Raw genomic sequence first — 23,222 nt, forward strand, 5'->3', positions numbered from 1 at the left:
TCAATATCCATCCGAGGCCCCACCATGCGCCGGGCCGGAATAGCCCAGCAGTCGATCAAGGCCGTCCAACAACGCCGGGTCCGGCGCCATCCAGTAGCAGCCCCGCGTTTGCAGGTTGGCGATTCCGCGCAGGAACAGGAAAATAGCCCCGCCCAGATGTTCGGCCGGATCGTAGCGCCCACCGAGCCGGCTTTGCAGCAGCCGGTGCAGCGCCAACATATAGATAGCGCCCTGGATGTCGTAGCGGTGCTCGGCGATCGCGCCGATCAATGCCGGTTCGTGATAGGCGGCGTCGCCGGCGCCCAGCGCGTTCGACTTGTAATCCAGTACCCAGAATTTGCCATCGTGCTCGAACACCAGGTCCGCGAAGCCTTTCAGCATGCCGTGCAGCTGGCGCTCCGGCAGCGACGGGCGCGCCGCGCCGTTCAGCAAATGCGCGACGCACAGCTGGTCCAGCGCCCCGGTGTCGAGCCGTTCGCTGGGGAACCAGAACTCCATCTCCGGCAGCGGCGCGTCGATGCGGCTCAACGGCGCGTTCATATACGGCAGTTCGGTCGTGGCGATCAGGCGCAGCCACGCCAGCGTATCGTCAAGCCGGTTGCCCCAACCGGCGCGCTCGACCCGGCGCGTCAGGCGCACCTCGAAATTGTCCTGCTCGACGATGGCGAAGCCCTCCTCGCCCATCCACTCCAGCTGCTCGTGCAAAAAGTTACCGGGCACCGAACCGCGCGGGAAGCGATGCCAGGGTGCGTCCTCCACCCGCGCCGGCGGCGGCGCGATGCCCGGCATGTCGCCGTCTTCGAGCAGCGTGGCCTGCGAGCCGTCGCGCGGCACCGGCGCAGCGCCGACGCTTTCGGCGGAGCCGATCATGCCGGTCGGCCCGGTGCGCCGCGCCAGCGAGCTGAAACTGCCGACCGACCAGTCACGCTCGAAGCGGCCGGTGTAGTGCAGCGGCTCGAGCAGCGGCGGGCGTTGTTCGACGCGGCTCAGGCGCGTCGGCGGCCGCGGCGTCATGTCCAGCGTAACGATGTCGATCGCGGCGCAGCCCTTGCAGGTTTGCTCCCAGCGCTCCATCACCAGATCGGACGGCAGCGCCTCGCCGCCGGTGAGCAGATAGCCCAGCGCCGACTCGTGCAGCGTATTGTCGCCGGCCTTGCGGCTGGCCAGCGCCGTCACGCCCAGCCACAGGAAGTGGCGCGCGCGCGTCAGCGCCACGTACAGCAGGCGCAAATCCTCCTGCAGGCGCGCGCGCTCGACCAGCTCCATCGCCGTCTCGGTCAGCGCCATGTCGATCCGGCGCACGCCTTCATCGTCGCTGAATTCGAAGAAGCTCCGGTTACGCCGCTCCACCTTGCGCGCGGTGACGGCAAACGGCAGATACACCAGCGGATACTCCAGCCCCTTCGATTTATGGACCGTGACCACTTTCACCAGTTCGGCGTCGCTTTCCAGGCGCAGCACGCGCTCGTCGCCGGCGCCCTCGCCGCCCTCGATCTGTTCGGCGAGCCAGCGTATCAGCGCCTGCTCGCCGTCCAGCTGGCGGCTGGCCGATTGCAGCAGCTCGGCCAGATGCAGCAAATTGGTCAGGCGCCGCTCGCCGCCCGGCTGCCGCAGCAGCGCCGCCGGCAGCCGCAACTCGTGGATGAAGCGCCGCAGCATCGCCAGCACGCCCTGGCGCTGCCAGACGATATGCAGCGCCTTCAGCTGCTCGACGCGCTCTTCCCACGCCAGTTCGTCCGATGTCATCAGCGCCAGTTCCGCCAGTTCCAGGCCGGCGGTGCGGGTGGCGTAGGCCGCCCGCGCCAGCGCGCCGTCCAGCGGATTGGCGACGGCCGACAGCCAGCGCAGCACGTCGGCCGCCTCCTCGCTGTCGGTCACCGAGTCCTTGTCCGACAGGTAGACGCTGGCCACCTGGCGCCGCTGCAGCGCGCGGCGGATCGCCGCCGCCTCCTTGCGGTCGCGCACCAGCACCGCGATATCGGCCGGTTTCAGGCGCTGGTACCCTTCCGGGCCGTCGAAGCCGGCGCGCTCGTCGTTCAGTTTCGCGACGATGTCCTCGGCGCAGTGATGGGCGAAGAACTCGCGGTAGCTGTCGGCTTTCAGGTCCTGCGCGGCGCTGCACGCCACCACCAGCGCCGGCACGTCGCCGTCGGCATCGACCATGCGCTCCTTGCGCCCCTTGGCGCCGACCGCCTCGAACGGCAGCGGATTGACCCGGGTGCCGGGATCGCGGAAGCGGAACGCGCCGCGTCCGAAGCCACCCTGCGCCGGCTCGCCCTCGGCGATCATGAACAGGTGGTTGACCGCTTCCACCACCGGCTTGGTCGAGCGGTAGTTGGTGCCCAGCTGGTAGTGGCGCCCCGTGGTGGCCTTGCGCGCTGACAGATAGCTGTAGATGTCGGCGCCACGGAAGCCGTAGATCGACTGCTTCGGGTCGCCGATCAGGAACAGGCCCGTCGCCGGGTCGTTGTCCGCCACCCGGTACAGCAGGTTGAAGATCTGGTACTGGTTGGGCGCCGTGTCCTGGAACTCGTCGACCATCGCCACCGGATACTGCTCGGTGATGCGCTTGCGCAGCGCCTCCGCGTTCTCGCCCTGGAGCGCGGCGTTCAGGCGGTCCAGCATGTCGGCGAAACCGAACTGGCGGCTGCGCTTTTTCAACTCGCTCATGCGGTTGGCGACCGAGGCGGCGGCGTGGCGGTACAGCGCGTGCGCCAGCGGTTCCAGTTCGTCGAGCGCCTTCTTCAACACCTCGACCGCGTCGAAGTCCTCCGGGATGGCGGCGCTGAAGCCTTTGGAGAAGGCGTCCTCGATGCCCCATGGCGTCAGCCGCTTCCAGGCGGTGTCGGTAATGTCGGGCATGACGGCGCCAGGGTCCAGCGCCCAGGCGCGCAGGCCGTTGAACCAGCCGGCCAGCGAGTCGGGCCGCATCTTGTTACCGTTGAAGCACTTGGGCGACATCTCGCGGTGCTGCGCGATCCACTGCTCCATGCGGGTGGCGCGCTCGTTCCAGCCGGCCTTCAGGCCCGCCAGTTGCGCCAGGTGCTCGCGCTGGACCGCCGCGATCAGCGCCGCCAGCGACTGCGCCGCGTCGACGTCGCCGATGATGTAGGCGCGCTTGACCAGTTCGCGGATCGATTTTTTCATCGCGCCGACGTCGCCCCAGCACGACAACAGCGCCTCCAGCGCCACGGCGTTGAGCGGATAGACCTGCTGCCGCCAGTAGTCGTGGGCGGCGTCCTCGAACAGGGCCTGCTCGTCGCTGACCAGTTCCTCGTCGAACAGGCTGCCGCTGTCGAAGGCGTGCTCGCGCAGCATGCGCTGGCACCAGGCGTCGATGGTGAAAATGGCCGCTTCGTCCATCGTCTCCGCCGCCAGCATCAGCCGGTGCGCGGCCTGCTGCCGCTCGGCGTGGCTCGGGTACGATTCCAGGATCGCGTCCAGGTAATCGTCGCGGGTGTCGTCCCCGCCCAGTTCCTCGAAGCGGCGCACATAGGCCGCCGCCTCCACCAGCCGTTCGCGCACGCGGTTCGACAGTTCGCGCGTGGCGGCGCGGGTGAAGGTCATCACCAGGATATCGGCCGGCAGCAGCGGGCGCCGGTAGCCGTTTTCGCCGCCATGGCCCAGCACCAGCCGCACGTACAGCGCGGCGATGGTCCAGGTCTTGCCGGTGCCGGCGCTGGCCTCGATCAGGCGCGAGCCGTGCAGCGGGAACGTCAGCGGAGCGAGTTGATTGGTGATTTGAGGCTGGTCCGTGCTCATTGAGCGCCTCCGCCGTCGATCGCTTCGATCATGATGTGGTGTTCCAGCCAATTCGCCAGCGGGCCATACAGCGCCTGCGAAACGTCGGCGAAGTCCGGCTCGGCGCTGAGCGCGGCGAAATCGGGCCACAGGCGCGCCAGGCACAGCTCCTCGTTCTCGCCGGCGATCTCGAAGCCGCCGTCGTAGACCGCGCGCGCGTCGCCCCCCTGCGCCAGCGCCAGCGCGGTTTTGCAGGCGGTCGGCAAGGGACGATTCATACCGTCGCGCCACAGGCAGACCAGTTCGCGCAGCGCTTCCAGCGCCTCGTCCCGTGGCAGCGCCTTCATCGTCACGATGGCGTCGCGCGCCACCAGGTAACCTGTGACGGGCATGCCGGCGGCGGCGGCGGCCAGCTGCCGCAACCACATGGCGATCAGCTTGTCGCCGCGCGGCTTGCCCTGCTTGTCCGTCACCTTGGACGACATCTGCGTCAGCCACACCGTCTCGACGCCGTTGCTGCGCAGCTGGTCGATCCAGTCGTCCAGGCGCACGCCGGCCAGCACCAGGCTAAGCGCCACCTTGGCGGCCGGATGCGGATAATGCTCGCGCAAGGTGAGCCACGCGCAGCGCACCGGCACCAGCGCCTCCACCAGCTGGCGCTGATACTGCTGGCCGATCAAACCGATCGGCAGCACGCCTTCGCGCGCCAGCCTCTCGGAGCGCTCGGTCAGCTTGTCGTAGACTTCCTCGATCTGCTCCGCCTCTGCGCCGTCGTCGAGCATCGTGTCCTCGAGCAGGTAGCGTTCCAGCGCGTTCAGCGAAAACGGTTCCTCGTCCTCGCCCACCAGCGCCGACTCGCCGAACATGACGCCCAGCCGCTGGCGGAAGAAGAAGCGCACCGGCTGGCGCACGAAATTATTCAGGCTAAGCAGCTTGAGGCTGAATTTATCGTCGATGTCGAACGGCGGCAGCTCCGACGGTGGCGCTTGTTCCTCCTCCCCCACCCGGTGCGCCTCGCGCCATTCGCGCGCGTACGTCAGCAAGCCGCCGGCCTCGAAATAACGGCGGCTGAACGGCTGCAACGCGTGCTCGGTGGTGCGCGCGTGGAGATCCAGTCCCCAGCCGTTGACCAGATAGTCGCGCAGCTGCGACACCAGCACCGACGCCGGCTGCTCGCTGTTGTCGCGCACATTGCGCCCCACCCAGCTGATGTACAGCTTGTCGCGCGCGGCCAGCAGCGCCTCCAGCATCAGGTAGCGGTCGTCGTCGCGGCGCGAGCGGTCGCCGGGACGCGCCATGCCCGGCTGCGCCAGCAGATCGAAGTCGGCCTTCGGCGCGCGGCGCGGAAAATCGCCGTCGTTCATGCCGAGCAGGCACACCACGCGGAACGGCACCGCGCGCATCGGCATCAGGGTGCAGAAGGTCACCCCGCCGGAGACGAATTGGTGGTTCAAGGTCGGCTCGTCCATCAATCCCAGCCAGGCCTCGCGCAGCACCGCCAGCGGCACCGCCTCATCGAACTGCGCGCCCTCGCAGGTTTCGAGCCAGTTATTGAGGGCGTCGTCCAGCTGCGCCAGGGTCAGGCGGTCGCCCTCCTCGCCGGAGGTGAAGAACGCCGCCAGCAAGGCGCGCGCCTGCACGCCCCAATCGGCCGGGGAGCGCGGCTGCGCCAGCACCGCGCGCCAGTGCAGCAGCGCCTCGACCAGTTGCGCCAGCGAGCCGGCCAGCGCGGCATCGAGCCCGCCAACCTCCGAAAACGGCTCGATGCCGGCGAAGCTCGCGCTGACGTTGCCGCCTCCGCCGCTGGCATAACCGAGCAGCATGCGGCGCACGCCGAAGATCCAGGCGTTCTGCTCACCGGCCGGCCCCAGTCCCAGGCCGCTGCGGTGTTCCTGGTCCAGCCCCCAGCGCACGCCGGCGCCTTCGATCCACAGGCCCAGCGTCGGCAAATCCTCCTCGGCCAGGCCGAAGCGCGATGCCAGCGCCGGCACGTCCAGCAGGTCGCGGATCTCGCTCTGGCGGCAGCGCTGCTGGGGCAAGCGCAGCAGCCATTCGAGCGCCACCAGCAGCGGGTTGACGCTGCGGTCGTTGACGTCGCCGATTTCAAACGGAATGTAGCGCGCGTCGCCACGCCGATGCTGCGCGAACACCGCGTGGATGGCGGCCGAGAAGGTGTCGATGTCCGGCACCATCACCACCACGTCGCGCGGCCGCAGCGGCGCCGCGCCATCTTCGGCGCCGGCGAACATCTGCAGCAGCTGGTCGTGCAGCACCTCCACCTCGCGCTGCACGCTGTGGGTGATGTGGAATTCGATCGAGCGGTCCTCGTCCGGCGGCGGCACGTGCGGGTGCTCGGACAACGGCAGCAGATCGCGCACGGCCGCCTGCACCTGCGACAGCAACGTGTCGCCCTCGCCTTCGCTGAACAGATCGATGCGCAGCGGCGCCACGTGGTCTTCGTCGCCGGCCTCCGCGGCGACGGCCGCCGCGCTGGCCGAGGCCTCGTCGAATTCGTCGAGCATGCGGACGAAGTCGCGTCCCTGGCGCCCCCAGCTGGCCAGCAGCGGATGGCTGTGCGCATGCAGCTCTTCGAGCGGAATCTGGCCCAGGTCCTGGCCGTTGCGCAGTTGCTGGCGGCGGTGGGCGGAGCGCAGCAGGTCGCGCCCTTCGATGATGTCGCCCCAATAAAACTGGCAGGGATTGGGCACCGCCAGCACCACCTGAGAATAGCGCGCCAGCGAGGCGAGCGCCTGCAGGCTTTGATACGGCAGCGCCGAGACGCCGAAAATGACGATGCGGCGCGGCAGGCGGCCCAGCGGCGCCTCGCCGGCGGCGGCCGCGCGCACGAATTCCGTGTGCACGGTGGCGCGGCCCAGGTCGCGCTCTGCGGGGTCGACGTCGGCGATCACCGCGCGCCACAACTGGCCCTGCCAGCGCTGGTCGTCCGGCAGCGGCACCGCCTCGTCGCGGGCGCTGCGCATCTGGTCGCGCCCGCGCGCCCAGTCGTCGAGCCAGTCGGCGCGGTAGACCTGGTACTGGTCGAACAAGTCGGCCAGCCGCTCGGCCAGTTGCAGGCGGCGCTCCGCCTCGCCGTCGGCCAGGAAGTGGCGCAGCGGCGCGAAGACGGGATCGGCCAGCAGGGTCGGCAGCAAGCGCATCAGGCGCCACGTCAGCGGGCCCTTGTCGAAGGCGGAACGGACCGGCACCCGGTCGCGCCCCAGCATGCCGCGATAGGTCTCCCACAGAAACCGGGCCGGCAGCGCCACGCGGGTGGCGGCGCACACGCCCATCTCCTCGGCCAGCGCGATCTTGAGCCACTCGGCCACGCCGTTGGACTGCACCAGGAAGATGTCCGATTCGAGCGCCCCGAGCGGGTGATTGCGCAGCCACTGGAACACGGCCGCGCGCAGCTGTTCCATTTGATTGCCGTGCAAAATCAACAAGCCGGAGGTGATGCTGGGTTGCATAAGACTCTTTATCGGGAAAGACGCGCCGTCAAAACGCCGCAGTCAAAACCCTATTATCGCTCATCTAGCTATGGTCGTACGCCAGCAGCTCCTGTGCGATGTGCCGGTCCAGCACCACCAGCATGGCGTGCATCTGCGCTACCAGGCGGCGTGCGTTGGCCGTGTCGGGGTCCGACCGCACCCGCTCCAGCGCCAGGCACAGGTTCCCGAAGCGCATCGCCCCGACCGCGCGCGCGGACGATTTGATGCGATGGCCCAGCTCCGACAGCAGCAGCAAATCGTCCCGCGCCAGCGCCGCGTCGATCTCGCGCATGCCGTCGCGCGCCGATTCGACGAACAGCAGCGCGTATTTGCGCATCTTGTCCGGCTTGCCGCCGAAGGTCTGCGCCAGCGCGGCCAGGTCAAACAGCTCGCCGTCCACCGGTTCCGCTTCCGCCACCGGTGACAGCGTTTGCAAGCCCGCTTGCGCAATGCCCTGGGCGCGGATTTCCACGTCCGCGTCCGTCATCGTCCGCACCGGCGGCTGGGCCGGCGCCAGCGCCCCGGTCGCCGCCGCCGGGCTGCTGCCATCGGCCATCGTGAAATACGACGGCGGCGGCGGCGACAACGGCCGCGCCGGGGCGCTCGCCGACCTGGCCCGCTGGCTCATCCACTTCGACAGCATATTAAACAGCAGCTTGGGCGCGATCGGCTTGGTCACGAATTCGTCCATGCCCGCCTCCAGGCAGCGCTCCTGGTCGCCGCGCCCGGCGTTGGCCGTCATCGCGATGATCAAGGTGCCCGACAGCTTGGGATGCGCACGGATCAGGCGCGTGGTCTCGTAGCCGTCCATCACCGGCATCTGCACGTCCATCAGCACGCAATCGAAGCGCTCCTTGAGCAGTAGGTCGATCGCCTCCTTGCCGTTGTTGGCCACGCAGACGGTGGCGCCGGCGTCCTCCAGCAATTCCTGGCCGACCTGCTGGCTGAAGATATTGTCCTCGACCAGCAGGATCGACGCGCCGCGTATGCTGTCGAGCACCTCCGGCTGCACCGTCTCCACGTTCGGCTGCAGGAACTGCGTGCCCTTGGCCAGCCGCGCGGTGAACCAGAAGGTGCTGCCCTCGCCCGGCTGGCTGTCGACGCCGACGCCGCCGCCCATCAACTCGGCCAGCTGCTTGCTGATGACCAGTCCCAGGCCGGTGCCGCCGTAGCGCCGCGTGGTCGACGTGTCGGCCTGGTGGAACGATTGGAACAGCTGCGACATCTGCTCCGTCGTCATGCCGATGCCGCGGTCGGCCACCTCGAAGCGCACCAGGATGTGGCAATCACTATCCTCCAACTGGCGCGCGCGCACATGCACCTTGCCGTTCTCGGAGAACTTGATGGCGTTGCTGGTGAAGTTCAGCAGCACCTGCTCGAGCCGCAGCGGATCGCCGCGCAGTTGGCGCGCCATCCCCGGACAGACTTCGTACACCAGCTCCAGCCCCTTGGCTTTCGCGCTCTCGCCCAATTGGCTAGTGATGTTGGCCAGCAGCGCGTCGAGCGTGAAGTCGAGCATCTCCAAGTCCATCTTGCCCGCCTCGATCTTGGAGAAGTCCAGGATATCGTTGATGATGCCCAGCAGGTGCTGGCCCGAGTGGTAGATCTTCAGCAGATAGTCGCGCTGCTTCGGATGGGTGACCGATTTGAGCGCCAGGTGGGCCATGCCGATGATGCTGTTCATCGGCGTGCGGATCTCGTGACTCATATTGGACAGGAAATCGCTCTTGGCCTGGTTGGCCGTGTCGGCCTTCTCCTTGAGCTGATGCAGCTCCGTGACATCGGTCGACATGCCGATCACCGCCGTCACCGAGCGGCCGATTTCCACCGGCGCCCTGACGGTCCAGTGATATTGCACCTCGCCGTCCGGGCCGACGAACTGCGTCTCGCCGGAGCGCTTGACGTTCTCCTGGAACACCGGCTGCTCCAGCGCCCACGCGGCGTCGGCGGCGGCGGCCGGCATCAGCTCGCGATCGAGCTTGCCGACGATGTCCTGCACCGGCAGGCCAAGACTGTGCGCCATGCGCGCGTTGACATAGATGAAGCGGCGGTTCTGGTCCTTCATGTAGACGTGGGCGTCGACATTGTTCAGCACCGTGTCGAGCAGCACGCGGTGCTTGACGGCGCGCCGCCGCGACGAGTACAGCACCGCCAGATAACTATATAGCAGCAGCGTGCCGGCGAAGCCGGTCAAGCCGGCCAGCCACGGGAAGTAGACGTCGAAGCCGCTCAACAGCTCCGACTTCTTCACCTGGAAGTGGGCCTTCCACAGGCTGCCGTTGAAATCGATCGGCAGCACCGATTCCAGATAGTCGCCGCGCTGATCGGCCGGCAGCGGCGTCACGGCGGTCGCGCCGGTGTCATTGAACAGCAGCCGGTCGTGCTGTTCGATGACCAGGCGGCGCTGCTCGACATCGGTGCTGGCGTCGGCGTACAGCGTCAAATGCACCTGGCGCACGGTCATCTCGTCGATCGCCCCCTGCACCAGCTTGGCCACGCTGAAGCCCAGCCCCACCGATCCCAGATAGGCGGCGCGGCGCGCGGCCACGTCGCCCAGCGGCAGATTGCGGCGGTACACCGGCAGCCGCAAGCCCAGCGCGGTCTGGCGCATCGGCTGCTCGATGACGAAGGGTTGACCCGAGGCGCTCACGTGGCCGCTGTCGCGCGCCGCCGCGTTCAATTTCTCGACCACGGGACTGGTCAACAGATCGAGCCCCATTTTCTCGTTCTGCAGATCGGCCGGTTCGACGTAGGTCAGCGGCGCGTAGCTGGGACGGCGCCCGGCCGGATGGATGTCGAAATCGGGATAGCCAAGCGGCGACAGGCTGCGGTCGGCCCGCACCGCCGCGACGAACGCGTCGCGCTGGGCGTCGCTGACCACCGGCGCCCAACTGAGCATGGCGATGGCGGGGAACTGGCGCGGCAAATCGAGTCCCGCCACATATTGGTGGAATTGCAGGCGACTCAGGTCGTCGCTGGTCTGGAACAGCGCCACCAGGCCGCGCGTCAGGTCCGAATACGACTTGATGCGCGCCGAGATGGCGTACTGGGTGCTGCGCGCCAGGTTCTCGAAACGCTGATCGGCGTCGGCCTCGACGATCCGCGCGGCGACCCCATACAAGGTCGCCCCCAACGCCGTGGCCAAAGTCCAGCCCGCAACCCAAAACAGCGCGCGCGACCGCAAGGCGGTTTTTCTGCTGTTAGCGGAATTAAGCATGCGCCATCACTTTATTCTTTCGGGATAGACAACAAATCTCAAAAACTTTTGCATCACAGCAGCATACTATTAATGCCGCTCGGTAACCAGCGAAAGAATTTTGAGAGATTTGGTGAGAATCAAGGGAACCATATGACATAAGGGCACTCTAACTGATGAGCTTGTGTAACTCAGTGTTGGAGGAGCGCATCATGTCTGCCAAATCTGTTGTATCTGCCACGGTATTAACGATTTTTTGCTGCATCGCCGGCGCCACGCCGGGCGGCGGCGAGGCCCATGCATCCGACCACCGCGAGTTCGACGCCGTCCTGCAAACCCCATTTCATGCCGACAACAAGGGCATGCGGACCATTACACTGCATTTCAGCTACCCGGATAGTGAGCAAACGCAACAAGTGCGTTGGCAATTGGAATTATTACGCGCCGATGAGCGGGTGCTGAAGCGCTGGAAAGGCCGGGCGAGTCTGGCCGCTGCGGCGCTGGCGGTGCCGATCCGCTGGAACGCCCGCGCCCGCCTGGGGACCACGGGCAGGCTGCCGGCCGGTCTCTACCGGCTACGGCTGCGGGCCGGCATCGAGAACGCTATCGACAACACTGTTGATATAGAACAAAGCTGGGAGGTCGCCGTCGGCCGGCCCCGTCCGGCGCCGTTGGCGTCGGCGCCGGCGCTGGCCGGCCCGCGCGCCACGCCCTACCAGGCCTACCTGGGCAACCTGCACAGCCAGACCAACCACAGCGACGGCGGCGGCGCGCTCAACCAATGCAGCGGCGCGCAGCCGCCGCAAAGCGCGGCGCTCGGCCCGACCGAGGCCTACGGCTACGCGCGCCGGCACGGCCTGGACTTTCTGATGACGTCCGAACACAACCACATGTTCGACGGTTCCCACGGCACCAACGCCGACGCCGAGCCGGCGGCCGTCAAGGCGCTGTACCACAGCGGCGTGCACGCGGCCAACACCTGGAACCTGGCGCATCCGGATTTGCTCGCCATCTACGGGCAGGAATGGGGCGTGATCAACAACGGCGGCCACCTGAACATCCTCAACGGCGAAGAGCTGCTGGGCTGGGAGCGCAACGCCGCCGGCGCCCTGCTGGCCGACACCGCCACGCCGAGGAACGATTACGCGACCCTGTACGCGCTGATGCGCCAGCGCGGCTGGGTCGGCCAGTTCAACCATCCCCGGGCCGACCAGTTCGCCATCGGCGGCAAGCCGCTGGCCTGGACGCCGGACGGCGACGCGGCCATGTTGTTGTGCGAGGTCATGAACAGCAACGCCTTTTCCAACCGCGACGACGAGTCCGAGCCGCAGCACAGCAACTACGAGGCGGGCTGCAACAAGCTGCTCGAGGCCGGCTACCACGTCGCCTTCGCCAGCAACCAGGACAACCACTGCGCCAACTGGGGGGCGTCGTACGGCAACCGCACGGCCGTGCTGCTCAAGCGGGGCGAGGCGCTGAACGGCGCCACCTTCCTGGCGGCGCTCAAGGCGCGGCGCGTCTACGCCACGATGGACAAAAACGCCGAATTGATACTGACCGCCAACGGCCACATGATGGGCGAGCGCTTCGACAACCAGGGCCGGCTGACCTTGCGGGTCGGCTACGTGGGCCGGCGCGGCCAGCGCGCCGCCGCCGTCAAACTGTTTGCCGGCGTGCCCGGACGCAACGGCGAGGTCAGCGTACTCAGCCGCAAGGCCCACACCGTCTTCACGCCCAAGCTCGGCGAGCACTTTTATTATGCGCGGGTGACGCAAAACGACGGAAAAATGCTGTGGAGCGCGCCGGTCTGGGTCACGCAGCGTCCGCGTTAGTACGCCGCGCGAAGGCGCACTAAACGGGCGCGGCGAGCCAGAAATTTCCTGTACTCTATATCGCTAAGTGAAAACGTTGCCAACTTGATTGACAGATCGCTAAAATAACCAAAATCTCATGTTGCGGCAACGCACAATATTGCTTGACTCCCAGACATACAGGAGTATCTTTTACCTTCCAGACAGATTCCACCGGACCGTAACCTGACAACCATACAGCCCGCCGTGCAGATCCCAAAAGTTCTCCTCGTCAACGACGATCCGGCCAGCCTGTATGCGCTGGAAAGCTTGCTCACCGATGCAGTCGAACGGCAGATATACGAGCTGGTCACCGCCGGCTCGGGCAAGGAGGCGTTGCGCCAGGTGCTGTTGCACGAATTCGCCGTCATCCTGCTCGACGTCAGCATGCCGGGCATGGACGGCTTCGAGACGGCCGAGGCGATCCACTCGCATCCGCGCTCGGCCAGCGTGCCGATCATCTTCATCACCGCCCACTACGCCGACGAGATGAACCGGCTGCGCGCCTACCAGGCCGGCGCCGCCGACTATCTGTTTACGCCGGTGATACCGCAGATCCTGCAGTCCAAGGTGGTGGTGTTCGTCGACATGGCGCTGAAAAACATGCAGTTGCAAAGCAAGACCGAGGAGCTGGTGCGCCTCAACCAGGATTTGCGCGTGCAGCGCGTGCAGGACCTGCAGCGCATCAACGGCGAGCTGGAACTGGAGATCAAGGAGCGCAAGGTCGCCGAGCAGCGCGCGCACGACCTGTCGACGCGCGACGCGCTGACCAATCTGGTCAACCGCCGCGCGCTGATCCAGCACCTGGAGCACGCCGTCGCCGTCTCCGACCGCAATGGCATCGGCTTCGCGCTGCTGTTCCTCGACCTCGACAAGTTCAAGCCGATCAACGACAACCACGGCCACGAGGTCGGCGACGAGCTGCTGCGCCAGGTGTCGGCGCGGCTGGCGGCGTCGGTGCGCGTGGCCGACATCGTCGCGCGGCTCGGCGGCGACGAATTCGTCGTGCTGATCGAGGGCCGCGCCGCCTCGGCCAACGCCGCCCGGGTGGCGCGCAAGATCGAGATGGCCTGCGCCCTGCCCTTCGATATCGCCGGCCACCGCCTCAAGACGGCGGCCAGCATCGGCATCGCGCTGTATCCGCAGGACGGCGCCAACGCCCAGCTGCTGATGAAGCACGCCGACACCGCGATGTACCACGCCAAGCAGAATCCGGCGACGCCGGTGCAGTTCTTCCACGAGGGCCTCAACGTGCGCGAGCGCGAACGGGCGCAATGGACGGCGGAGCTGCGCCAGGCGCTGGCCGGCGGCGAGCTGGAACTGCGCTACCAGCCGCAGGTGGAGATCCGCAGCGGCCGCGCCACCGGCGCCGAGGCGCGGCTGTATTGGCATCATCCGGCGCGCGGCTTGCTGGAGGCGGCGCAGTTCCTGCCGCACGTGCAGGACCGCCCGCTGCTGGACCTGATCGACACCTGGGTCATCGACGAGGCCTGCGCGCAGTCGGCGCTGTGGCAACCGGCGGCGGCCGGCGGCGACGGCGACGCGGCCGGGGCGCCGCCATGCATCTGGATCAACCTGGCCACGCCCCAGCTGCACGCCGAACTGCTGCAAGAGCTGCTGCCGGCCTTGGACAAACACGGCCTGGCGCCGGGCAGCATCGGCGTCGAACTCAATGAAAAGCTGCTGCAAGGCGCCGCCGGACCGCTCGAGCAGTTGCTCGCGCGGTTGCAGGCGGCCGGCGTGCGCGGCGCGCTGGACGATTTCGGCAGCGCGCGCTCGTCGCTGGCCGCCTGCAAGCGCTGGCAGCTCGATGTGCTGAAGATCGACCCGGTGTTCGTCCACGCCATCGGCAACGATCAAGGCGGCACCGACATCGTCGCCGCCGTGATCCACCTCGCGCGCGCCCTGTCCATGCGCGTCGTGGCGCTGGGCGTGGACCAGCGCCAGCAACTCGAAGTACTGCGCAAGCTGCGCTGCGACAGCTGCCAGGGCGAGCTGTTTTCGCCGCCATTGCCGGCCGCCGAAGCGCGGCTGCACATGTCGCCGGGCGCCGCCTCCTTTTCCTCCACCCTCCACACCCTCCTGAACAACGAGGATTAAGCCGATGAATAACATGACCGACCTGGGCGAGCAGCTGGATCTCAAGATCCTGCTGGCGACGCTGATGGCCCTGAAAAAAGGCGACTTCTCCGCCCGCATGCCCTCCGACTGGACCGGCATGTCCGGCAAGATCGCCGACACGCTGAACGAAATCATCGAGACCAAGGAAAAAATGGTCCACGTGGTCACGGACGTGAGCCGCGTGGTCGGCCGCGAAGGCCGCCTGACGCAGCGCGCGCAAGTACCCAACATGGCCGGCGGCTGGGCCACCATCATCAGCGCCGTCAACGCGCTGATCGACGACCTGGTGCGCCCCACCACCGAGATGGCGCGCGTCATCGGCGCCGTGGCCAAGGGCGACCTGTCGCAGACCATGGCGCTGGAGGTCGACGGCCACCCGCTCAAGGGCCAGTACCTGCGCGCGGCCACCACCGCCAACACGATGGTGGAACAGCTGTCGTCGTTCTCGTCCGAGGTCACGCGGGTGGCGCGCGAGGTCGGCACCGAGGGTAAGCTGGGCGGCCAGGCGCAGGTCAAGGGCGTGGCCGGCACCTGGAAGGACTTGACCGACTCGGTCAACTCGATGGCGGGTAACCTGACGTCGCAGGTGCGTAACATCGCCGAGGTGACCACCGCCGTGGCCAACGGCGACTTGTCCAAGAAGATCACGGTCGACGTGCGCGGCGAGATCCTGCAACTGAAGGACACCATCAACGTGATGGTGGACCAGCTGCGCTCCTTCGCCTCCGAGGTCACGCGGGTGGCGCGCGAGGTCGGCACCGAGGGCAAGCTGGGCGGCCAGGCCTACGTGCCCGGCGTCGGCGGCACCTGGAAGGACTTGACCGACAACGTCAACTTCATGGCCTCGAACCTGACGGGCCAGGTGCGTAACATCGCGGCGGTGACGACGGCGGTGGCCAACGGCGACCTGTCGAAAAAGATCACGGTGGACGTCAAGGGCGAGATTCTCGAACTGAAAAACACCATCAACGTGATGGTGGACCAATTGTCGTCGTTCGCGTCGGAGGTCACGCGGGTGGCGCGCGAGGTCGGCACCGAGGGTAAGCTGGGCGGCCAGGCGCAGGTCAAGGGCGTGGCCGGCACCTGGAAGGACTTGACCGACTCGGTCAACTCGATGGCGGGTAACCTCACGGGCCAGGTGCGCAACATCGCCGACGTGACCACCGCCGTGGCCAACGGCGACTTGTCGAAGAAGATCACGGTCGACGTCAAGGGCGAGATCCTGGAACTGAAAAACACCATCAACGTGATGGTCGACCAATTGAACTCCTTCGCCTCGGAGGTGACGCGGGTGGCGCGCGAGGTCGGCACCGAGGGCAAACTGGGCGGCCAGGCCAACGTGCCCGGCGTGGCCGGCACCTGGAAGGACTTGACCGACGGCGTGAACTCGATGGCGGGCAACCTGACCGGCCAGGTGCGCAACATCGCCGACGTCACCACCGCCGTGGCCAACGGCGACCTGTCGAAGAAGATCACGGTGGACGTCAAGGGCGAGATCCTGGAACTGAAAAACACCATCAACGTGATGGTGGACCAATTATCGTCGTTCGCGTCGGAAGTGACGCGGGTGGCGCGCGAGGTCGGCACCGAGGGTAAGCTGGGCGGACAGGCCTACGTGCCCGGCGTCGGCGGCACCTGGAAGGACTTGACCGACAACGTCAACTTCATGGCGTCGAACCTGACGGGCCAGGTGCGTAACATCGCGGCGGTGACCACCGCCGTGGCGCGCGGCGACCTGTCGAAAAAGATCACGGTGGACGTCAAAGGCGAGATCCTGGAGCTGAAAGACACCATCAACGTCATGGTGGACCAGTTGTCGTCGTTCGCGTCGGAAGTGACGCGGGTGGCGCGCGAGGTCGGCACCGAGGGTAAGCTGGGCGGCCAGGCCAACGTGTCCGGCGTGGCCGGCACGTGGAAGGACTTGACCGAGAACGTCAACCAGCTGGCGGCGAACCTGACCAACCAGGTGCGCGCGATCGCCGAGGTGGCGACGGCGGTGACGCGCGGCGACTTGTCGCGTTCGATCCAGGTGGAGGCGCGCGGCGAGGTGTCCTACCTGAAGGACAACATCAACGAGATGATCCGCAACCTGAAGGACACCACGCTGAAGAACGCGCAGCAGGATTGGCTCAAGACCAACCTGGCGCGCTTCACCCGCCTGCTGCAGGGCCAGCGCGACTTGCAGGCCGTGACCAAGCTGATTCTGTCGGAGCTGGCGCCGCTGGTGTCGGCGCACCACGGCGTGTTCTATATGATGGACTCGCAGGAATCGGACGCGCGCCTGCGCATGATCGCCAGCTACGGCTACCGCTCCAGCCGCAAGCTGCCGACCTCCTTCCTGCCCGGCGAAGGCCTGGTGGGCCAGTGCGCGCTGGAGAAGGTGCGCATCTGGCTGACCGACGTGCCGCGCGATTACATCGTCGTCTCGTCCGGGCTGGGCGCGGCGCCGCCGACCAACATCGTGGTGCTGCCGATCCTGTTCGAGCAGCAGGTCAAGGCCGTCATCGAGATCGCCTCGCTCGACCGCTTCACCGAAACCCACCTGTCCTTCCTCGACCAGCTGATGGAATCGATCGGCGTGGTGCTCAACACCATCGAGGCCAACAGCCGCACCGAATCGCTGCTGACGCAATCGCAGTCGCTGGCGCAGGAACTGCAGCAGACCAACCAGGAACTGGCCGAAAAAGCCCGCCTGCTGTCGGAGCAGAACATCGAGGTGGAACGTAAGAACCGCGAGGTGGAACAGGCCAAGCTGGCGCTGGAGGAAAAGGCCACGCAGCTGGCGCTGTCGTCGAAGTACAAATCCGAATTCCTGGCCAATATGTCGCACGAGCTGCGCACGCCTTTGAATTCGCTGTTGATCCTGGCGCAGCAGCTGGGCGACAACCCGGACGGCAACCTGTCGGGCAAGCAGGTGGAATTCGCCAAGACCATCCACGGCTCCGGCTCCGACCTGCTCACGCTGATCAACGACATCCTCGACCTGTCGAAGATCGAATCGGGCACGGTGACCTTGGACGTCTCGGAGTATCGTTTCCAAAATCTCCGGAACTACGTCGACCGCACCTTCCGCCACATGGCCGAAGCCAAGCACCTGGGCTTCTCGGTCGACCTGCGCGAAAACCTGCCGACGGCGATGATGACCGACACCACGCGCTTGCAGCAGGTGCTGAAAAACCTGCTGTCGAACGCGTTCAAGTTCACCACGCACGGCCAGGTGTCGCTGGTCATCAGCCTGGTCAACAGCGGCTTCTCCAGCGACCACCCGAACCTGATCCACGCCGACGCGGTGCTGGCCTTCGCCGTCAGCGACACCGGCGTCGGCATCGCCTCCGACAAGCTGCAGCTGATCTTCGAGGCGTTCCAGCAGGCCGACGGCTCCACCGCCCGCAAATACGGCGGCACGGGCCTGGGCCTGTCGATCTCGCGCGAGCTGGCGCGCCTGCTGGGCGGCGAGATCCGGGTCGAATCGGTGGTCGGCAACGGCTCCACGTTCACGCTGTTCTTGCCTTACAACCGCGCGGGCTTCATCAACTACGACATGGGACGCCAGCCGCAGGTGCGCATGCCGATGCCGGCCGCGCCGGCGCCCAACATCGTCTACTCGCAGCCGCATCACAACGAACTATCCATGCCGGAGCACGACATCGCCGCCGGCGCGGTCGGCGAACTCGATGCCGATATCGGCGAATACAGCACCAGCGACGACCGCGGCCTGGTGGCGCCGGGCGATCCGTCGGTGCTGATCATCGAGGACGACGAACGCTTCGCCAAGATCGTGCTGGGCTTCGCCCGCGAGAAGAACTTCAAGGGCATCGTCACCATGCAGGGCGACTCCGCCTTGAGCCTGGCGCGCGACTACCTGCCGTCGGCCATCCTGCTCGACCTCGACCTGCCCGACATCGACGGCTTCACGGTGCTCGACCGCCTCAAACGCGACCCGAGCACGCGCCACATCCCGGTGCATGTGATGTCCAGCCTGCGCGAACGCGAGCGCGCGCTGCGCCTGGGCGCGATCTCCTACCTGAACAAACCCGTGAACCAGGCCGCGCTGCAGGAGGAGTTCGCGCGGATCCAGAAATTCCTGTTGGGCGGAAAACGCAGCCTGCTGGTGGTCGACGACGAACCGGCGCAGCGCGACTCGATCGTCGCGCTGATCGGCGACGCCGACTTGCACATCGTCGCCGTCGACAACGGCAAGGCCGCGCTGGAGGCGCTGCGCGAACAGCGCTTCGACTGCATGGTGCTCGACCTGACGTTGCCCGACATCTCGGGCTTCGATCTGCTCGACATCATCGGCAAGGACGAATCGCTGCGCGACCTGCCGATCGTCATCAACACCGCCAAGGACTTGAACCGCAAGGAAGTGGCCAAGCTCAAACGCTACGCCAAGACCATCGTCATCAAGGACGCGCGCTCGCCGGAGCGCCTGCTCGACGAGACGGCGCTGTTCCTGCACCGCTCGCAGGCCAGCCTGCCGGAGGCGCAGCGCCGCATGCTCGAGGAGATCCACGCCGCCGACGGCGGCCTGGCCGGACGCAAGGTGCTGATCGTCGACGACGACCTGCGCAACATCTTCGCGCTGTCGTCGCTGCTGGAGCGCCAGCAGATGCAGGTGTCGTTCGCCGAAAATGGCCGCGACGGCATCGAGGTGCTGGAAAAAGACCCGACCATCGAAATCGTCCTGATGGACATCATGATGCCGGAGATGGACGGCTACGACACCATGCGCGCGATCCGGCGCATCCCCAAGTTCAAATCGCTGCCGATCATCACGCTGACGGCCAAGGCGATGAAGGGCGACCGCGATAAATGCATCGCCGCCGGCGCCTCCGACTACATCACCAAGCCGGTGGATGTGGCGCAGCTGCTGTCGCTGATGCGGGTGTGGCTGCACTGATGGCGGGCATGACGTCCCTCCTGGCCTCGCTGAAGTCGGCGCTGCGCTCGACCCAGGAGGCGGAGCTCAACGAGATCGGCGGCGCCGGCGACGAGGCCTTACCGCCGCCGACGGAGGCCAGCGCCGGCTCCAACGGCCACGCCGCGGCCGCCGTCCCGCCGGCGCGGCGCCACTCGCCATCGTCGGTGGAGGAACTGGAGCTGGAGCTGCTGCTCGAAGCGCTGTTTCAATGCCATGGCTACGACTATCGCGGCTATGAGCGCGATCTGGTGCGCCGCAAGGTGCGGCTGATGATGGCGCAACTGTCCACGCCGACCATCTCCGCGCTGCAGGCGAAGGTGCTGCACGATCCGGCGGCCTACAACGCCTTGTTGAAGGCACTGTATGTCGAACCGGCGCGGATGTTCGACGACGCCTCGGAAATCGCGCTGCTGCGCATGTCGCTGGGCGTCTGCCTGCACGGCGCCGCCGTGCCGCGCGTCTGGCTGGCCGATTGCGCGGGCGCGCAGCAGGCGTGGACGCTGGCCATCCTGCTGGAACAGGAACAACTGGGGCCACGCACGGAAATCTACGCCACCGTCGCCAGCGACGCCCTGCTGGCCGAGGCGCTGGAGGCGAGCCTGCCGATGGCGCGTTTGAGCGAGCTGCAAGGTAACTACATGAAAAGCGGCGGTGCCGGCCGCCTGATCGACTATTTCGAGGTGAACGCGGAACGCACGCACGCCACGCTGCTGCCGCAGCTGCGCGGCCGCATCACGTGGGCGCAATACAACCTGGTGACGGACGCCTCGTTCAACGAATTCCAGATGATACTGGCCGCCCGCGCGCTGCCGGACTTCGGCGCGCAGCTGCGGCGGCGCGTGCTGCGGCTGTTCGACGACAGCCTGGCGCAATCGGGCATGCTGGTGCTGGACCGCCCGCTCGAAGACGACGACCCGCTGGCGAACCAGTACAAACAGGTCTTCCCGCACCAGCCCTGGTACAAACGGGTAGCCTAGGATTCAGCGCGCCGCTCTCACACGCCGGCGGTGCGCGACTGGCCGGTCTCCAGCATCTTGCGCGCCTCGACCGCCACTTGCTCCAGTTCCTCCGGCTTGGTGCGCTCCGCGCGCGGCGGCAGTATCAAGCCGCGCTTGACGGCCGGCCGCTCGCGGATCGCCGCCAGCCAGCGCCGCAGATGCGGCAGATCGTCGACCGGGATGCCGGTCCACTCATGGATATTGACCCACGCGAAATTGGCGATATCGGCGATCGAATAATCGCCGGCCAGGTATTCGTTATCGGCCAGATGGCCATCGAGCACGCGGAACAGGCGCTTGCTCTCGCCCTGATAGCGGTCGATCGCCGGCTGGATCTTCTCCGGGAAGTAGCGGTAGAACACATTGGCCTGTCCCATCATCGGACCGACGCCGCCCATCTGGAACATCAGCCATTGCAGCACCTTGGAGCGGCCCTTGAAATCGGTCGGCATCAGCTCACCGGTTTTCTCCGCCAGATAAATCAGGATGGCGCCGGATTCGAACACGGCGAAATTATCTTCCGAACGGTCGACGATGGCCGGGATGCGGCCGTTCGGATTGATCGCCAGGAACCACGGCTGCTTCTGCTCATTGGACGACAGGTCCAGCGCATGCAACGTGTAGGTCAATTCGAGCTCCTCGAGCGCGATGGAGATCTTGTGGCCGTTCGGCGTGGCGGCGGTATACAGGTCGATCATTGTCTCTGCCTTAACTTGTTGTTTGTGTAAGCAGATAATAGCCCGATTTAAAAAGCGCTGCAGCGGCCGACGATAAAAGTCCGCCAACGGCACAGGCAAAAAAAAACCAGCGTCATCGTGAGATGAAACTGGTCATAAAACGCTCGAGAGCGTGGGGATGGACGGTGTCCGGCGGCGATCGTGCCGCCTGAACGAAATTTGTGCCGGGCTGTGGGGTCCGGCAACCGGGCGCTCGGCTGAACCGCGCGCTATGGGTACTACTTTGCCAGTTATCGGCCAAGTCAGGCTTAGGACTTCATTAAGTCGAAAAATTAGGTAGGATGGTGCCGGTGTTTCAGGCCACCGGCGAGCCTGCTGAGTCGTGCTTTGTGAAATCCCGCGCCTGCTTGGGCGCGGCGACCAGCTGGAGCACGCTGGGACCAGCGAACGCATAATAATCTTACAATATGACGGCCAAATGACGCCCTTCCATCACACACCAAAGACCACCTTGAACACCGCGCTGCGCGGGCTGACCGGCGCCGCATTCCTGTGCGCGCTGGCCGCCTGCTCGCAATGGGGCGCGCCCGCCGCGACGACGACGGCGCCGCCGGCCGCGCAGGCACCCGCCGCCACCGGGCCGGCCGCGAGCCAGGCTCCGGACGCCGGCGCCATTCTTCATATCGACAGCGCCGCATCGCTGATCGCCGTCACGGTGCGGCGCGGCGGCGTGTTGGCGCGGCTCGGACACGACCACGTGGTGGCCAGCCACGCGGTCACCGGCACGGTGGCGCCGGCGCAAAACCGCGCCGACTTCCAATTCCGGCTCGACCAGATGACTGTGGACGAAGCGGATCTGCGCCGCGCGGCCGGCCTGGAGACGCAGCCGTCGGCCGACGCCATCGACGGCACGCGGACCAACATGCTGACCAAGGTGCTCGACGCCGAGCGCTATCCGGTGGTGACGGTACACGCCGAACGCGGCGCGGCGGGCGCGCCGCTGCGGGTATCGATCACGCTGCACGGCGTCACGCGCGACTACGCGGTGCCGGCCGACCTGCGGGAAAACGACGGCGTGATGACGGTCAGCGGCACGCTCGAATTGAACCAAAGCGATTTCGGCCTGGTACCGTTCTCGGTGATGGGGGGCGCCATGGCCGTGCAGGACAAGATGGAACTGCGTTTCTCACTGCTAGCAAAATAACTCCAGGGTCAGGTCCACCATTTCTACACGAGCTCAACTTAAAAGCACATGAGCGTCGCGCCCACAGCTGGGTCCGTGTAGAAATGGTGGACCTGACCCCGGAGTAAAAAAAAGGCCCGCAGCATGGAGCGCGGGCCGAAGGTTTTCAAATCGGGAGAGACTTGAAAGAGCAAGGCCAGTATGTCAACCCAGCATGACTGGATGATGACAATCGCCGCCGCGAACAAACTTTTTTAGCGGGCGACGATCAGCCGCAAACCAAGTCCGACGAAAATCGTGCCCGCTACCCGGTCCATCCATTTGCCGGCGCCAGGGTGGCGGTTGATCCACGCGCCCACCGTGCCTGAAAAATACCCCAGCAGGCCGAACACCACCACGCCCTGCGCTGTGAACAGCACACCCAGTTGCGCCGTCTGCCAACTGGCGTCGCCCCGCTCGGCCACCACGAATTGCGGCAGGAACGAGAGGAAAAACAGCACCACCTTGGGGTTGATGGCGTTGGCGAACAAGCCCTTGGCGAACAGCTGGCCCAGACTTTCATCGGGCAAGGCGGCGCCGTCGCCGCCATTCACGCGCGCGCCGCCGCTGCTGCGCAGGGCGCCGATGCCGAGCCAGATCAGATAGGCGCCACCCACCAGCTTCAGCGCGCCGAAGGCCAGCGGCGATGCCTTGATCAGCGCGCTCACGCCCAGCGCCGCCAGCACCGTGTGGCTCAGGCAACCCAGCGCGCAGCCCAGGCCGAATACCAGCCCCCGGCGCCGGCCGCGCGACATGCCGATGCTGAGCACCATCAGGTTATCCGGCCCCGGCGATAAGGTGATCAGCAGCGCGGCGCCGAGAAAACCGATGAATTGTTCTGGAGTAATTAGCATGGGCGCGGTTCCGATGAGAAAGGCGCCATCATAACCGTCCGATATCTTCGCTGCAATATTGCTAATGAGGGTTGCCCAGGACAACGGTCAAATTTTGCTTCCGGCGGGATGTTCTCGTTTAAAATGAGCAAAAAACAATTCTCCAGCCCGGCAG

General features: G+C 66.4%; 10 protein-coding genes. 5 read left to right on the plus strand and 5 right to left on the minus strand.

Annotated features, from left to right (window positions below; genetic code table 11):
• The 3 genes from recB to JOD97_RS06230 all read right to left on the minus strand — a co-directional run bounded on the left by recB (position 1) and on the right by JOD97_RS06230 (position 10,446).
• On the minus strand, positions 1-3,762 hold the full coding sequence (recB, locus tag JOD97_RS06220; protein ID WP_209714307.1) for an exodeoxyribonuclease V subunit beta: 3,762 nt from the start codon (positions 3,760-3,762) through the stop codon (positions 1-3).
• On the minus strand, positions 3,759-7,208 hold the full coding sequence (gene recC, locus JOD97_RS06225; protein ID WP_209714309.1) for an exodeoxyribonuclease V subunit gamma: 3,450 nt from the start codon (positions 7,206-7,208) through the stop codon (positions 3,759-3,761). Before recC ends, recB begins: the two co-directional genes overlap by 4 nt.
• 64 nt (positions 7,209-7,272) lie before the next feature.
• A complete protein-coding gene (locus tag JOD97_RS06230) occupies positions 7,273-10,446 on the minus strand; it encodes a CHASE domain-containing protein (RefSeq protein WP_209714312.1) in 3,174 nt (1,057 codons plus the stop codon).
• Positions 10,447-10,637: 191 nt separating this feature from the next.
• On the opposite strand from JOD97_RS06230, the gene JOD97_RS06235 reads away from it, so the two are divergent.
• From JOD97_RS06235 to JOD97_RS06250, 4 genes are all read left to right on the plus strand, one after another.
• Complete coding sequence (locus tag JOD97_RS06235; protein WP_209714314.1) at positions 10,638-12,257, plus strand: CehA/McbA family metallohydrolase; 1,620 nt, start codon at positions 10,638-10,640, stop codon at positions 12,255-12,257.
• A 225-nt stretch (positions 12,258-12,482) separates the two neighbouring features.
• Positions 12,483-14,375: an EAL domain-containing protein gene (locus tag JOD97_RS06240; RefSeq protein ID WP_209714316.1), complete on the plus strand. Its 1,893-nt coding sequence runs from the start codon at positions 12,483-12,485 to the stop codon at positions 14,373-14,375.
• A gap of 4 nt (positions 14,376-14,379) precedes the next feature.
• Positions 14,380-19,296 (plus strand): HAMP domain-containing protein, encoded by a 4,917-nt coding sequence (locus tag JOD97_RS06245; protein WP_209714318.1) that lies wholly within the window; start codon positions 14,380-14,382, stop codon positions 19,294-19,296.
• Between the two features lie 8 nt (positions 19,297-19,304).
• On the plus strand, positions 19,305-20,294 hold the full coding sequence (locus JOD97_RS06250; RefSeq protein ID WP_229264201.1) for a CheR family methyltransferase: 990 nt from the start codon (positions 19,305-19,307) through the stop codon (positions 20,292-20,294).
• 17 nt (positions 20,295-20,311) lie between these two features.
• On the opposite strand, the gene JOD97_RS06255 is transcribed toward JOD97_RS06250, so the two are convergent.
• The gene (locus JOD97_RS06255) at positions 20,312-21,013 is read right to left on the minus strand and encodes a glutathione S-transferase family protein (RefSeq protein ID WP_209714320.1); all 702 of its coding nucleotides are present in this window, start codon (positions 21,011-21,013) and stop codon (positions 20,312-20,314) included.
• 457 nt (positions 21,014-21,470) lie between these two features.
• Between JOD97_RS06255 and JOD97_RS06260 the strand changes: the two genes are divergently transcribed.
• Positions 21,471-22,196, plus strand: a complete 726-nt coding sequence (locus JOD97_RS06260; RefSeq protein ID WP_209714322.1) for a YceI family protein — start codon at positions 21,471-21,473, stop codon at positions 22,194-22,196.
• 233 nt (positions 22,197-22,429) lie between these two features.
• Here the strand turns inward: JOD97_RS06260 and JOD97_RS06265 are convergent, their stop codons facing one another.
• Entirely contained in the window at positions 22,430-23,068 is a 639-nt protein-coding gene (locus JOD97_RS06265) for a LysE family translocator (protein WP_209714324.1), read from the minus strand.
• Between the last annotated feature and the right edge of the window lie 154 nt (positions 23,069-23,222).

Origin of the sequence: Duganella sp. 1411, assembly GCF_017833525.1 — a bacterium.
Taxonomy (GTDB): Bacteria; Pseudomonadota; Gammaproteobacteria; order Burkholderiales; family Burkholderiaceae_D; genus Rugamonas.